Source organism: Agarivorans sp. 2_MG-2023 (genome assembly GCF_030548085.1).
Classification (GTDB): Bacteria; Pseudomonadota; Gammaproteobacteria; order Enterobacterales; family Celerinatantimonadaceae; genus Agarivorans.
Window position 1 is genome coordinate 340,622 of the sequence record NZ_JAUORQ010000002.1, and the last position, 14,993, is coordinate 355,614.

Annotated in this window: 10 protein-coding genes; 4 read left to right on the top strand and 6 right to left on the bottom strand. The window is 43.8% G+C overall.

What is annotated here, in order from left to right:
- Positions 1–157: 157 nt before the first annotated feature.
- From Q4549_RS04245 to Q4549_RS04255, 3 genes are all read right to left on the bottom strand, one after another.
- Positions 158–1,117 carry a trypsin-like serine protease gene (locus Q4549_RS04245; RefSeq protein WP_303549123.1) on the bottom strand — a complete coding sequence of 320 codons (960 nt, stop codon included), beginning with the start codon at positions 1,115–1,117 and terminating at the stop codon, positions 158–160.
- Positions 1,118–1,274: 157 nt separating this feature from the next.
- On the bottom strand, positions 1,275–2,117 hold the full coding sequence (locus tag Q4549_RS04250) for a DUF4037 domain-containing protein (protein ID WP_303549120.1): 843 nt from the start codon (positions 2,115–2,117) through the stop codon (positions 1,275–1,277).
- Positions 2,118–2,210: 93 nt separating this feature from the next.
- On the bottom strand, positions 2,211–2,474 hold the full coding sequence (locus tag Q4549_RS04255) for a DUF2960 domain-containing protein (RefSeq protein ID WP_303549117.1): 264 nt from the start codon (positions 2,472–2,474) through the stop codon (positions 2,211–2,213).
- Between the two features lie 395 nt (positions 2,475–2,869).
- Here Q4549_RS04255 and Q4549_RS04260 point away from each other — a divergent pair, with 395 nt between their 5' ends.
- Together Q4549_RS04260 and Q4549_RS04265 are read left to right on the top strand one after the other, a co-directional pair.
- Entirely contained in the window at positions 2,870–3,997 is a 1,128-nt protein-coding gene (locus Q4549_RS04260; protein WP_303549114.1) for an efflux RND transporter periplasmic adaptor subunit, read from the top strand.
- Positions 3,998–4,010: 13 nt separating this feature from the next.
- Entirely contained in the window at positions 4,011–7,163 is a 3,153-nt protein-coding gene (locus Q4549_RS04265; protein WP_303549112.1) for an efflux RND transporter permease subunit, read from the top strand.
- A gap of 64 nt (positions 7,164–7,227) precedes the next feature.
- On the opposite strand, the gene Q4549_RS04270 is transcribed toward Q4549_RS04265, so the two are convergent.
- On the bottom strand, positions 7,228–7,941 hold the full coding sequence (locus tag Q4549_RS04270; RefSeq protein ID WP_303549109.1) for an ABC transporter substrate-binding protein: 714 nt from the start codon (positions 7,939–7,941) through the stop codon (positions 7,228–7,230).
- A gap of 443 nt (positions 7,942–8,384) precedes the next feature.
- On the opposite strand from Q4549_RS04270, the gene Q4549_RS04275 reads away from it, so the two are divergent.
- Complete coding sequence (locus tag Q4549_RS04275; protein WP_303549108.1) at positions 8,385–10,046, top strand: AMP-binding protein; 1,662 nt, start codon at positions 8,385–8,387, stop codon at positions 10,044–10,046.
- Positions 10,047–10,137: 91 nt separating this feature from the next.
- Here the strand turns inward: Q4549_RS04275 and Q4549_RS04280 are convergent, their stop codons facing one another.
- A complete protein-coding gene (locus tag Q4549_RS04280; RefSeq protein WP_303509516.1) occupies positions 10,138–11,343 on the bottom strand; it encodes a carbohydrate porin in 1,206 nt (401 codons plus the stop codon).
- Positions 11,344–11,931: 588 nt separating this feature from the next.
- Entirely contained in the window at positions 11,932–13,221 is a 1,290-nt protein-coding gene (locus Q4549_RS04285) for a carbohydrate porin (RefSeq protein ID WP_303549106.1), read from the bottom strand.
- 606 nt (positions 13,222–13,827) lie between these two features.
- Here Q4549_RS04285 and Q4549_RS04290 point away from each other — a divergent pair.
- On the top strand, positions 13,828–14,955 hold the full coding sequence (locus Q4549_RS04290; RefSeq protein WP_303549104.1) for an endo-1,4-beta-xylanase: 1,128 nt from the start codon (positions 13,828–13,830) through the stop codon (positions 14,953–14,955).
- Positions 14,956–14,993: the final 38 nt, after the last annotated feature.

Sequence of the window (14,993 nt, forward strand, 5' to 3'; positions counted from 1 at the left end):
GGCCCGATCCGTGGGGTGGACGCTCTCAACTGCAAAGCAGCATTCCATGAGACAGCTTGTTAGCGGCATATAAAAATGCGGGCGTAATCTAACAGAAAACGCCCGCACATGCATGAATATTTTTTAAACAAAAAACAAAACGTTTTATTTCAATATATTATGCTCTACGAAAACTGCGAAGCACTAATAGGGCTACAATGGCTATGCCACCAAATGCACCGCCACCTGAGCTTTCTGGTCGAGCAAGTGCTGCTTTTTGTGAACACAAAGATGCATTGCTACGCTCTTCAGCAGTGCTGTTTATCACTTCCGTTATCCAAGGTGAAAGCTGACCAACATCTACGTAAACACCGGGTGTATTTTCACAAAACTTAGATCCCCAACTCACTAAGCCAGCTAGCTTGTATTGAGTTCCTTCATCAATAAATATTGGGCCACCGCTATCCCCGGAGCATGAGTCTGCGGTAAAACTCTCGGCACAGAACATCTGAGCAGTAAGCTCAGCACTGCCCCAAACTTCGGCACATCTATTCTGAGCCATTAAGTTCACATTTGCTTGCTGTAAGTTATCTTTAAAAGTGGGGTTATCAGGGTCGGTATTAGTGCGACCAAAACCTATCACTCTTAAACCAAAGCCTGGGTTATAGTCTTGATGAATAGCCGATTGATTGATTGCAATCGGCGTCACTGAACTTGGCTCAGCCAAGCGCAGCAAAACGATATCATTATCGCCAATAACCTGATTAGAGCCCTCTTCAATCGAATCAACAAAGTTAGGGTGCTGACACACTTCACTAACTGCTTCGCCGTCCTCTTCGAGGTAAGAAAAGACATCGCCGCCAATTTTCACTTTAATCTTTTCTTTCGGAGCATAGTGACCAACGCTATATTGGTCGAAGGTACAATGAGCAGCACTGAGCACCCATTGTTGGTTAATCAATACTGCACCACAATAACTACCATCAGCTTTAAGCTGAGTCATCCAAGGGTATTCGCCAACGGGCGCATCTTCGCCCCCAACGATAAAAGGAACAGCCACTTCAGAACTCGCCAGCGAGACATTTGAAGAGACAGCGATTATAGCTGCAGCGATACTTAGTGCGGAGCGAGGTAACATTAATACATCCCTGTTGAAGTTACTTATTCAGCGCTACTTTCACACCAAATAACGATTTAATCAACAGTATCAGATCAATCAATAAGTTGTTTTTAGGCAAGTATCCCTCAACGCATATCAGCTTAACTGATTGCTTAAAAAGTAAAGAGTCTTGAACTTAGTTATTTTGACTAAATGGGTAGCATGTTGGCAGCCCAAGTGACGTTTTAGCGGAGATGACCAGCTCAAGCTCCCTTACCAATGATTTCACTTTAACCAGCAAGCTTGGCTGAGCAGTACTTACCTCACTCAATAAACCTTCAATGTCTTCAACGAATCCTTCAGGCACAATAAGGCAATGCTGCTTAGCATACTCCAACATGCGCTTTTCACCTGGGTGTGCTAAAGCATTTATAGCAAATAAAATATCGAAATAGCTGGCTAGAAACTCAGCACAGCGATGATTAAGGCTTACTCTGTCTTGCCGTTTTAGGGCTTTTTCTAATTGGTAATAATAGGCTGGCATTTGCGCCGTTAATAGCGGGAAGTTTTTGTTCACAATGGCTTGCTGCAACGGGGCTGGATAAGCCACATTAAAACGCTGCTGTAGTTGCGCCGCTTTTCCATCTGCATCATACAAAATGCGAGATGCCAATAAATTGGCCCAGAAGCAGGTGCTATACCCCACCTTAGCTTGATACTGCTCTACGACTTGATGCAACTCCTGCTCAAGAAACGCGAAATCTCGATAGATTAACTCTACCTCAATACCATCAAGCAAAACGCCATCATCTTCGGTTTCCCAAAACTGATTGTTCAGCTCCATGTACCGACAGTGTTCATTAGTGATGCTTTGGCGCACATCAATACTAATTGGCGCATTAAGATAAACATATACGTCGTAATCAGAGTGGCCGTCGGCGGTGCCGGCCGCTCTAGAGCCTGCCAGCAAAATAGCATCAACTTGGGCTAAACATGCGAAATCAGCCACTAAGGCCAAAAAGTGCGGAGATTCAGACATCAAAAAAACTCAAAAATAGATAATCTATCTACCTTAAGCAAATACACATTTCAGGCCAGTAGCAAGCCTAAGAAATGCGCTTTCAGACAAACTTTACTTGGCTGGTTGGTCTTTTTCTTCGTCTTTTAGAAAGCGAATGTCGCTAAAACCTAAGCGTTGAAACTCTTTAAGGCGGTATTCTTTTAGCGTAGCGGTGTCTCGCGTAGACATAGCTAATTGCTTTTCCATCGCTAGAAAACATGAAATATCAACACCTTCGGCTGCAGCAACTGCCTCATGAATGTCGTGGTACTTATCAAAGGAAAAATTAATCACTTTGTTTTGTTTTTTGTAGGTATAGCTTACTTGGCGCGCCATAAAAACCTCTGGGCTGTATTAATGCGGCTAGATGATATAGCAAACACCCTATCTATGTTGTGTTTATTTCTCGCCATCATTGCAACTTGCCGGTGACAAAAAAGTGAGCTTGCCAGCTTAAGCTAAAAACCACCGCTAATTAGCAGCAATAAAACCTCAATTTCATTTAGAAATCCCGATGCTAGCACCTACTATTTCTGAGGCTAACTTTAGTTGAATAAGGTGTATATTGACCGCTTGCATATTTTAGTAATTACTAAAAAATAAAACCAGCGTCAAAGAGGCGTTTTCGCAGGACGCGTCTAGTTAGCATCCGCCAACTTTATATTTGCACGAGGCAAACAGCTCTCTTCGGCTATTTGTTCTGCATTGATGTAAAGTTTGAGGATAGTTTCATGGTTTTTTCCCGTATTAAAGTGCTCGCCTTAGCCCCTGCACTTTTGTTGCTTAGCGCGTGTAACTCTGCCGACGTATCTCCTAATCAAGTAAGCGCTAGTTTGGTGAACGCCGAACCCGTTAAAAGCATCCATTACGCGCCGTCTCAGCAATTTATTGGTCGCATAGAAGCCTATAAAGATGTTGATATTCGCGCTCAAGTTAGCGGCTACTTGCTGAAACGTCACTTCGAAGACGGACAGATGGTGGAGCAAGGCCAACTGCTTTACGAGATAGACCCTACCCGCTACCAAGCAGCCGTAGCACAAGCCAAAGCGGCCTTAGCGCAAGCCAAAGCTAACTTAACCAATGCAGAAATTAACTGGAAACGTGGTGAACGTTTGTTGCCTCAAAACAACATTAGTCGCTCAGAGTACGATCGCTTAACCGCAGAAAAACTGTCTAGCGACGCCCAACTCGAGGCCGCCGAAGCGCAGTTAAGCGCCAGCTTAGTTGATTTACAACACACTCGAATTGTAGCGCCCTTTGATGGCCGCATTGGTCAAAGCGAAGTGAGCCAAGGTGACTTAATTGCCAGCAGTAATGGTCGACTGACTAACTTGGTAAGCCTAAATCCGATCCGTGCTGGCTTTAGAGTATCTGAACGTGAGCGTTTAAACATGGGCTTAGACCAAGTAGACGCCCACTCTAGCGCACAAACCGACGACGCCCTTGTGCAGCTAAAAATCAGCGATAGCCGAACCTACCCAGAAAACGGCCAGTTAGATTTCATCGACAATCGAATTGATTTGCAAACAGGCACCATTGCCATTAGCGCTCAGTTTAACAACCCTCAGCAACAATTGCTGCCAGGCCAATATGTTGAAGTAAAACTGACGAGCCACGCATCGCTTGAAGCATTAGTCATCCCTAGACGTGCAGTACAAAGTGATTTAGAAGGCGAGTTTGTGATGTTGATTGGCGCAGACAACACCGCAGAGCGCCGCAACGTAAACATTGGTCCGGTATTGGAACAAGGTGTCGTCATCACTAGCGGCTTAAACGGCAACGAGCAAGTGATTACCGCAGGTTTGCAACGGGTACGCCATGGTGCGCCAGTGCAAGTTGTAGAACAGCAAGCGGGTTAATTAAGGAGTCATCATGTTAAGTCGCTTTTTTATTCAACGGCCAAAATTTGCTTTGGTGATTTCGATTCTGCTGTCATTAGCAGGCGCGATAGCCTTAATGGTATTGCCCGTTGCAGAGTACCCACAAATTAGCCCTCCCTCGGTAAGTGTTTCCGCTTACTACACCGGTGCCAGTGCCGAAACCGTAGAGGAAGCAGTGGCCGAGGTGATTGAAAGTTCGGTGAACGGTGTGGAAGACATGCTGTACATGAACTCGAAAAGTGCCAACGATGGCTCTTATTCGCTTACCGTAACCTTTGACATCGGCACCGACCCTGATATGGCACAAATTAACGTGCAAAACCGGGTCACCCAAATTGAGTCAAAGCTGCCTGCAGAAGTTCGCCAAGTTGGAGTAACGGTGCGTAAGCGTTCGCCCGACTTACTCATGGTGCTTAACTTCTTCTCGCCTGACGGTCACTACGACGACACCTTCTTAAACAACTACGTTACCTTAAACGTTGAAGACCAATTAGCACGTGTGCAAGGCATTAGTGATGTACGGGTAATTAGCTCGGCTGAATACTCGATGCGTGTTTGGTTAGACCCGCTAAAACTGGCCAACCTAGGCCTTACCACTAGCGATATTCGCAACAGCCTAGCGGAGCAAAACGTGCAAGTGGCTGTGGGATCTATAGGTGCGCCACCTTACGAAGCCGCTAACGATGTGCAATTTAGCCTTCTCACTAAAGGGCGCTTAGACACCGTAGACGATTTCGAGAATATCCTATTAGTCGCCAACCCAGGTGGCTCACGTGTTTACTTAAAAGATGTAGCACGTGTAGAGCTAGGTAAACGGGGTTACGCCGCCTTTGGTGAGTTTAGAGGGCAACCTTCGGTATCGGTGATTTTGTCGTTGCAAACCGGGGCAAACGCACTCGACAGTGGCGACGCAGTTTTGGCATTGATGGAACAACTTAAAGTTAACATGCCAGAGAAAATGGATTATGAAATTGCCTACGACACCACCCAGTTTGTTGCTGAGTCAGTAAAAGGCGTAATAAAAACGCTGATAGAAGCGATTTTATTGGTTATTTTAGTCACCTATTTATTCTTAGGTAACTGGCGTGCGACGCTTATTCCGGTTGTTGCTATTCCGGTTTCGCTAATTGGCACCTTTGCGATAATGCTAGCCACCGGCTTTACCATCAACACTATTACGCTATTTGGTTTGATTCTGGCGATTGGTATTGTGGTAGATGATGCCATTTTGGTGATTGAAAACGTCGACAGTAAACTCTCAGCCCACCCTGAGCTAAGCCCACGACAAGCCACGTTAAAAGCCATGCGCGAAGTGACCGGCCCGATTGTTTCCTCTACTTTGGTATTGCTTGCGGTATTTTTACCCGTAGCGATGCTGCCGGGTATCACCGGGGTAATGTATCGTCAGTTTGCGATTACTATTTGTATCTCGGTAGTTATTTCTTCGATTAATGCATTAACCTTATCGCCCGCAATTTGTTCCTTAGTGCTAAAACGTGGTGCACAAAAACAGCCTCGCTGGTTTGCTTTGTTTAACCGTGGTTTAGTCACAGTAACCAAGCGCTACGGCCAAGCCGCAGGCATGTTGGTAAGGCGCAGCTCTGCCTTAGTGGTGTTCTTCTGTTTAGCCATTGCCGCTGTAGCATGGATGAATCACAACACCTCTAAAGCCTTTGTCCCGCAAGAAGACAAAGGGGTATTGCTGGTAAACGTTCAGCTGCCAGATTCCGCTTCGCTTAGCCGTACCGCCGAAGTGTCGGAGCGTTTAAGCCATATCATTAAACAAGAACCAGGCGTTGAAGCGGTGAGTTTAGCCAACGGTTACGGTTTGCTAGCCGGCGCTATTCAGTCTAACGCGGCCACCATGTTTGTAAAACTCAAACACTGGGATGAACGAAACGCACTAGACGGTGACCATTCATCGTTTGCCATTAGCCAGCGCATCAACGAGCAAGCCTACGGCAAAATTCAAGATGCCATGATCTTTGCTTTTGGCCCACCTGCTGTTCCGGGCATGGGTACGGCATCAGGTTTTGAATTTGTCTTGCAAGATGGTCTTGGTCGCTCGCGCAGCGAACTGGCAAAAGTGATGCAAGATATCACCATTAAAGCCAACCAAGCCCCAGAAATAGGCAGTGCTTTTAGTACTTTCCGCGCCGATGTACCTCACTTTTACGTAGACATCGACCGCAGTAAAGCCAAGCAATTGGGTATTCCGCTGGGCGACTTATTCACGACTTTACAAGCCAACTTGGGCTCGCTGTATGTGAATGACTTTACCCTTTACGGCAAAAACTTCCGAGTCACCATGCAGGCTGAAGATGAATACCGCAGCCGTTTAGATAACCTAGGTCAGTTTCATGTTCGCAGTATCAGCGGCGACATGGTGCCACTGAGCACCTTAGTCACCATTGAACAGCAGTTTGCCCCAGACGTAGCCTGGCGTTACAACTTGTACCGCAGTGCGGTATTGCAAGGCCAACCGGCGCCCGGTTATTCATCGGGAGATGCTATCGCCGCCATGGAGCGAATTGCCGCAGAAGAATTGCCAAACGGTTACCAATTTGAATGGACAGGTATGGCTTACCAAGAGATCCAAGCAGGTAATATGGCGGTATATGCCTTTGCCCTCGCCTTACTGTTTATCTACCTATTTATGGTGGCGCAGTATGAAAGTTGGACCATTCCGCTGGCGATTATTTTGGTGGTTCCGGTAGCAACTTTGGGGTCGTTTGTAGCGCTATCTTTAGCAGGCTTACCCATGAACCTGTATGCACAAATTGGCTTAGTTTTGTTGATAGCCTTAGCTGCCAAAAATGCGATTCTTATCGTAGAGTTTGCACGTATGCAGCGTGAAGACAATGACATGCCTATTGACCAAGCAGCCGTAACCGGTGGAACCTTGCGATTTAGGGCGGTGAATATGACCTCTTGGTCATTTATCTTTGGCATGATACCGCTAGTACTGGCAAATGGTGCTGGCCATATTAGTCAAAACTCGCTGGGTATTTCTCTGGTTGGTGGCTTGCTTTGTGTATTGTTGGTAGGCACCTTCTTAATACCTGGTTTTTACGCCATGATTCAACGGCGCCGTGAAGTGCACCATGGGGGCTCTACCAAGCTAGAGGAAATAGAAGAAGCTTAAGCTTTCACATTAGCCACACTAAAAAGCAAGCTTTAGGGCTTGCTTTTTTATTGAAAAATAAGCTCTAGAAGTCGTCTCGATGTCGCCTAATGGCGCGATTTATTTCATCTAAATGCGCTAAGCAGGGAGAAGATTTAGACATCACCATAAAAATTTGTTGTTTGCTAATACTGGGTTGCATATCCACCAACATATCGGCAAATTCTGTTTCAGCAATTTTCAACCGGCCTCCATGGGTGGCGTACAAGAAATAGTCAGCTCTTTTTAAAGCGATGAGCTTAATAGCCCGATCTAAGTCTGCCATTTTAGAGATGGTAAGATTTTGCTTAGCATAGCTGTCAAACTGGTCACCAAAGCTACTTCCTAACAGTTGTAATCCGCGTTTACCAACCAAGCTTTCTGCGCCGCGGTAAGTATCACTATGCTCTTTATGAATAAACGCAGTGCTATATTCCACGCCAATCGCTTCGCTATAAACAAATTTATTGCCACGCTGCTGATTGTAAAAAGCAGCAATAATCACATCTAAATCGCCAGTTTCTAACTGCAAAAACTGCCGCTTCCAAGGCACCATCGCTTGGTAATCAACCTCAATGCCCACCTCAGCAAAAACTCGATTAGCTAAGTCGACTGCCAGGCCTTGCAAAGGGGCGTGAGAGTTAACTCTGTAGGACACATCAAACCAATTATGTTCGCCATTAACTTTTATTCGGTCACAGTTCGCTAGCACCGCAAAACTCGATACTATTAATAGGGCAAAACACATCAATCTAAACACTAATTTTTTACTCGTAATGTACATATACTAACGGTAGCGAAAGGCGCGGTAAATGCAAGCTTATCACCCTTTAACGCTTCCACATTTAGAGGCTTTTAAATCAAACAGTGAGCCCCACATTACAATCAATATGCCCTTAAGTAAAAGGCCAACCCAGCTAAGCAAATTTATTCTAGGTAATTCTAGTTAAGCCAAGTAAAACACCACGTTCTTGAACAAATCCCCTTTAATTTCCGTGTTTTATCCACAAAACTGGTTACTTCGTAATATTTGTTGATGATTTAGCTCAATGATTTAAGAAAATGAGCTAGGGTTTATCAAACCAATCGGCTAACCTTGCGGGCAAAATACACTAGCCACATGCTGGGTATTAAGTCGTTTAAGCAAGCGTGTAAATACTGAGCGTAATTCGACAAATACTCACCACAGGGCGAGGATAGAAAATGAATTCAAAAGACCAACCTTGGCTCAATAGTTACCCCGAAGATGTGCCTGCAGAAGTCACTACTGAACAGTTTGAAAATTTATTAGAACTGTTTGACCACAGCTGTAAGAAATCACCTCAGCAGATTGCCTTTGTGAATATGGGACACAGTCTTAGCTACCAAGAGCTAGACCAAAAGTCTTTAGCCTTTGCCGCTTATTTGCAACAAGAACTAGGCATGCAAAAAGGTGAGCGCATCGCATTAATGATGCCAAACGTACTGCAATATCCTATCGCGCTATACGGTGCTTTACGCGCTGGTTTAGTGGTAGTAAACGTTAATCCGCTTTACACGCCTCGCGAGTTAAAACACCAACTTTGTGATTCGCAAGCCACTGCTATTGTTGCAGTGACCAACTTTGGTAATAGCTTGCAACAAGTGATAAAAGAGACCCAAGTTAAACACGTAATTCTTACCAGCATTGGTGACCAACTTGCCGCACATAAGCGCACCTTGGTTAACTTTGTGGTGAAGTACGTAAAAAAAATGGTGCCTAAGTACAACCTACCCGGTGCGATTTCTATGCGTAGAGCCTTAACACAAGGCAAAACCATGGCCTACCAAAAACCACAAATTAGCGGTGACGATATTGCCTACTTGCAATATACCGGTGGCACAACTGGCGTTGCTAAGGGTGCCATGCTCACGCATCGCAATGTATTAGTTAATGTGATTCAAGTGTTTTACCACTTCTCACCACGTACTTTGCTAGATAAAGAACACGCGGTCACGCCGCTACCGCTGTACCATATTTTTGCCAACACCGTGAGCATGATGTTCATTTTGTATATTGGTGGCAAAAACCTGCTGATCACCAATCCTCGTGATTTGGACAGCTTTGTAAACGATCTCCGCAAATATCCGTTCACAATGATTTTCGGCCTGAATACCCTGTTCAATGGCTTATTGAATCATGCTGGTTTCCGCCAACTGGATTTCTCCAAAGCACGTTTTACCATTGCTGGCGGTATGGCCACTCAAAAGCACATTGCTGAACAATGGCAAGAGCTAACAAAAATGCCAGTAATTGAAGGCTATGGCTTAACCGAATGTTCACCTGTTGTGGCTGCAGGTACTCACCAACAGCAGGCTTTTTTGCCGTCGATTGGTGTGCCTATGCCTAGCACGCAAATAAGAGTGGTAGACGACAACGGCCAAGAGCTAGATGCAGGAGAAGTGGGCGAGCTAGAAATTAAAGGCCCACAAGTAATGAAGGGTTACTGGAACCAGCCTGAAGAAACCGCCAATGTGTTGAGTGAAGATGGCTGGATTAAATCCGGCGATATTGGTCGCATGGACGAAAAAGGGTATTTCTTCATTGAAGACCGCAAAAAAGACATGATTTTAGTCTCAGGTTTTAACGTGTTTCCTAGCGAAATTGAAGAAGTAGCAACGCTGCACCCAAGCATTGTTGAAGCGGCCGCCATTGGCGTGCCAGATGATGTGACGGGAGAACGCATTAAGCTATTTGTAGTGTGTAATGCGCGACTAAATCGCGATGATATTAAAAAGCACTGCCGCAAACACTTAACTGGCTACAAAATGCCTAAAGACATTGAGTACCGTAAAGAGTTACCTAAAAGTAACGTGGGTAAAATTTTGCGCAGAGAGTTACGCTAAATAAAAAAGGGGCGCAGTTAACGGCTGCGCCCAAAACAAACTCAAGATAAGGGGGTATCCATACCGCCCTTTTTACTTCAAACGGTAATAATTACCACCACGCGTCAAACATCAAACCTACGTTTGTTGCAGGTGTTTTCTTGTCACCAACTTCAACTTCACCGTGAGTAACAAACAAGCGAAGCTCTGGGCGCGACCATAAGAAGCTACCCATAGACATATTTTGCTGAATACTCACCTTCCAAGCACTTTCGTCTTGTCCATTGTTGAAATCCATGCTGTCGTAACCAAACTCAAACGACGTTGAGTGGATTTCAGACCAACGGTAATGCGGCTTAATAACAAACTGATTCCAGGTACTTTCGTCACTATTGTCTAAATCAGATTGTTCAAAGCTGTAACCATAATCAATGGCAAATGAATCACTTAAACCAATGTTACCAAACCAGTAAGCGGCAATTGAGCTGATATCGCTTTTAATCTGTCCTGAAGACAGCAAATTGTTATCGCTAACATTTTCGTTGTAACGAACCGCAAATTCATTGGTACCCATGCTCCAACCTACTTTATAGAAAGCAGCAGCTTGAAGTGCCGTAACATGTTTTGGATCGAGCTCTTCAGATTGATCACCAAAACCATAGTTAAAGTTAAAGCCCATAGAGCCTGGTCCCACTTTAATGCTATGTAACTTTGAAGTTACCGCGTAACGGCCATTGTTGCCGTTGTCGCCAGAAACCACGGCAAAATCAACCTGACCAAAACCTAGATCCAGGTTATCAAAACCGCCACCAGCACCATCGTTCATAAAGTAGAAGTAATCGTTCAAACCAAATTGAGCACGGCCATTAAAGCGCTTACCAGCCCACACATACATATCTGGTTGAGATTCGAATAAGTTACTACCACCGGCAAACGCTTGCGCCATTCTCAAGTTATAAGTTGTGGCATCGTCGTGATCGCGTTGCCAGCCATAGCCATCGTCAGCCATGAAGTAAATATCCCAATTACCCGCATTATCGCTCTTTTGATGGTAATTAATGCCTAATTCCATACCTTGCCCTTCATTACCAACACGACCTGGTTGTTGTGGGCTACTTGGGGCTTTAATAATCACGATGCCATTTCGTACTGCATTGTACGCAAGTCCATCGTGGTCACTATTGTTCTTTTCTGTGTTAAAGCCAGCTACCATGCGGGCATAACCATTATAACTGATGCCTTCTTCCTTAGCTGAAACCGAACCACTAAATGCCACTCCGGCACTGATCATTGCAACTGTAAGCGCTTTCATATTCATGTAAACAACTCCGTAGAATATTTTATATTTTTATAAGTTTATGCGGCTGATTCATTCAACCGTCGAAGCCGAGTATAATTTCACCAGTCAAATTAAATTGAGAGTAATATCACGTATAAGAACGCAAACATCGTCACAGCTCACAAAAAATAGAGCAAAAACTGTAAAAAAATAAACAGCCTATAATTTTAATTGTCTCATATAAAATATCGTAAAAGGCAACAGATACAGATCAAAAGACCAAGTAAATGTTATTTTAAGAGAATTAATTAGTTGCAACAAAGTGGTGAATTGTTATTACCCATAGTGCATCTACGATATATCATTGCAAAATATAAGGATAAAAATCTGTTAAGCCCCTACAGAATAAAACCACAAACATTGTTAATAATAACAGTTAAAGACCAGTTTTATTAAATAAGCATCAAAATCATATATATGGAATATCTATCAGCGTGAAAGGTATGAAATAAGTGAAACATTTGTGATTGGAATACGTAAGCTAGAAATAAAAAAGGACGTAGCAAGGCTACGTCCAACACTCAAATACACAGATTATGAAATACTAAACAATCGGAGAACCGGTGTTTACCACCAAGATTCGAACATTGCACCTAAAGCTAAGGTATCTTGTTTTGCGGCTATAGCTTCGTTACTGCGAACTTCGTTATCGGCTTGCCCTGCTGTTGCATAAAAGCGCAACATTGGACGAGCATTACCAAAGGCATTAACGACCACATTTTGAGAAAGCGTTACTTTCCAAGCGGTATTCTTACCACCCGTGTCGTAATCAACTACCGAATAACCGGCTTCTAGCCAAGTAGAGTGCGTGGCGTTCCAATTATACATTGGACGAACAATAGCACTGTAGTTGGTACGGTCTTCCTCAGAAGATTTGGCATCGTAGTTATGGTAAGCACCTAAATACTCTAGCGCTACTTGCTCACTAAAGTTAACACCGCCTTCTAAGCTCATGTATAAAGTGGTTAAGTCTTCCACTTTGTTGAAAGTACTTGTATCCGTGTTATCAGCGTAACGCATAATAAGTTGATTGCGACCCATCGACCAATTTTGATCAAACACCGCAGCCACTTGGTAAGCGGTTAGCTTATCATCGTTAGTCTTATCTCCATTTTCATCATATTGATCGCTCTCAAACCCGTAGTTAAATAGAACGCTCATATCAATTGAATTGGTGAGCCCTATGCTGTGCAGTTTTGAGGTGAAAGCATAGTTACCATTGTCTCCAGGGCCGTCAACCTGGCCAACAACCGAGAAATCTAACTTAGCAGCAGATCCCAACTCTAAGTTGTAGATACCCCCCCCCTGACCATCGTGCGTCATCCAAAAATAATCATTCAAGCCCTGTTGTGGACGCTGATGGAAATCTCGACCAGCCCAAATATAGGCATTAGGCTGCGAGGCAAACACATTAGTGGCACCTGCGTAGAACTTTTTGAGTGCAATATCACCGTACTCAGAAATCTCTTCACCACTTTCTAGTTCAGATTCGTATTTCCACCAGTTCTCTAACATCACAACGACATCCCAAATAGCACCATTCTCGCTTTGGAATGCTTTAGCAAATTGAAATTCACCGCCGTTAGATTCATTACCTAATCGACCCACCGCTCGGCCAGCTAATTCACCTTCGGCTTGAACATACTTTTCAAGATCATCTGAGTAATGCAAACCATAGCGGGCATAGCCAGAAAAAATCAAACCATCTTCTACTTGAAACTCAGGGTCCAATACCACTGGTTGAGAATCTTTAATTTGTTGGAACTGATCGGCATTCACCTCTTCTTCTTGGGCGTTTGCAAACGGTGAGCAAGACAAAGCAATTGCAACTGCTGATGTAAGCGCTTTCTTATTCATTTAAAACAACTCCTGGAATAATAACTTTTTATAATTATGTATGGCGAAAGTCTAAATATCGCCAACCAATGAAATATAACGCTAAAAAAGTCTAACTTTATAGACCAATATCACGCATGAAAACCTTATCACAATCACAAATCACAAAAACAAAAGCAATTACTGAAATAAAAATTATCAACCAAAATATGCATATAACCTGAATACAATCTCAATATGCAGATACATTAAGAAACATGTTTCATAGTTAAGAAAAAATGCCTATTAAAACAGTCAATTGCACTGTTTAGATAGGGAATATTTAGGTGGTAACCGCACAGCTATCGAGCACCCAAGCTGAAAAACGCATCTAGCGATAAGTTCATAAGGAAAATGTAAGAAAGGATATAAATATTATTTATGTCATTAATATCATCAAGTTATTAAACCCTCTCAATTTAGAGCAAAAGGTCTAAACCCAAGATCACAAAAACTATTTCCTATAACACAGGAAGTGATTTTGGTAATCGCGTGAGAGCGCTTCATTCTGTTTTAATGCTCTAGATCGTGCAGCAAAGTAGTGCTCACCCCAGCGTTGTTAACGCTAACAATTAATAAGGATTTTTTATGCGCATTTCATATTCTGCCCTGCTACCTTTTGCAATAAGCGTAGCTTTGAGTGGATGTGGTGGTTCTTCAAGCTCTGAACCACAAGAGCCTATCCGTATCCCTCAAGTAGAAAGCCTGAAAAAACTCAGTTCTATTTATATGGGTGCTGCTGTGCCTGCTGGATATGAAGGCCAATTTAATAACGGCATTGAAACGCGTCCTGATCTACAAGATGTGGTTAATCAACATTTCGACCAAATCACCGCAGAAAACATCATGAAATCAGCCTACATTCAGCCGCGTGAAGGCGACTTCACTTTTCAAGATGCTGACAACTTAGTGGACTGGGCTATCGACAATAATATTACCGTTCACGCTCATGCGTTAGTTTGGCATTCACAAATGCCTAGCTGGATGGAAAATTTTTCTGGCGATTGGCTAGCGATGATGGACAACCACGTCACCACCGTAGCTGAGCACTTTAAAGGCCGAGTGGTTAGTTGGGATGTAGTCAACGAAGCGTTTAACGACAATAACATTAATAACTACGCTACCTATCGTGATACCGATGCCAATAGTGGTGGCAGTGGTAGTCCATGGTACCGTAATTTGGGTAAAGATTTTATCCCTCAAGCGTTTAACCTGGCTCATGCAGCAGACCCAACCGTTGAGCTGTACTACAACGACTATAACATTGAAGATGGCGGCGCTAAGCTTAACTCGGTATTAAGGCTTGCCGACGAGCTACTCGCGGACAGTGTGCCTATTGACGGGATCGGTTTTCAAATGCACGTAAACTACGATTGGCCAAGTGCTCAAGCCATTGGCGAGTCTTTTGCTAAGGTGGCAGCAAAAGGGCTTAAGGTAAAAATTACCGAATTAGACATTAAAATGAACCCTACTGGCAACAACAACACTTTTGATAACGCCCGTGCAGAAGAACAATTGCAGCGTTACCAAGACATTGTTGAAGCCTATTACAGCAACGTACCAGCAGCTCAACGCGGTGGTATTACTATTTGGGGTGTGAGTGATGCAGACAGTTGGATCCCAGGCTTTACTGGTCACAACGACTGGCCATTATTATTCAATAACCAACTAGAGCAGAAGCCAGCCATAGAAGGCGTTGCTAACGCACTTAAATAACTGATAAAGCTAGTCGCCATCAGTGCGGCTAGCTTTCA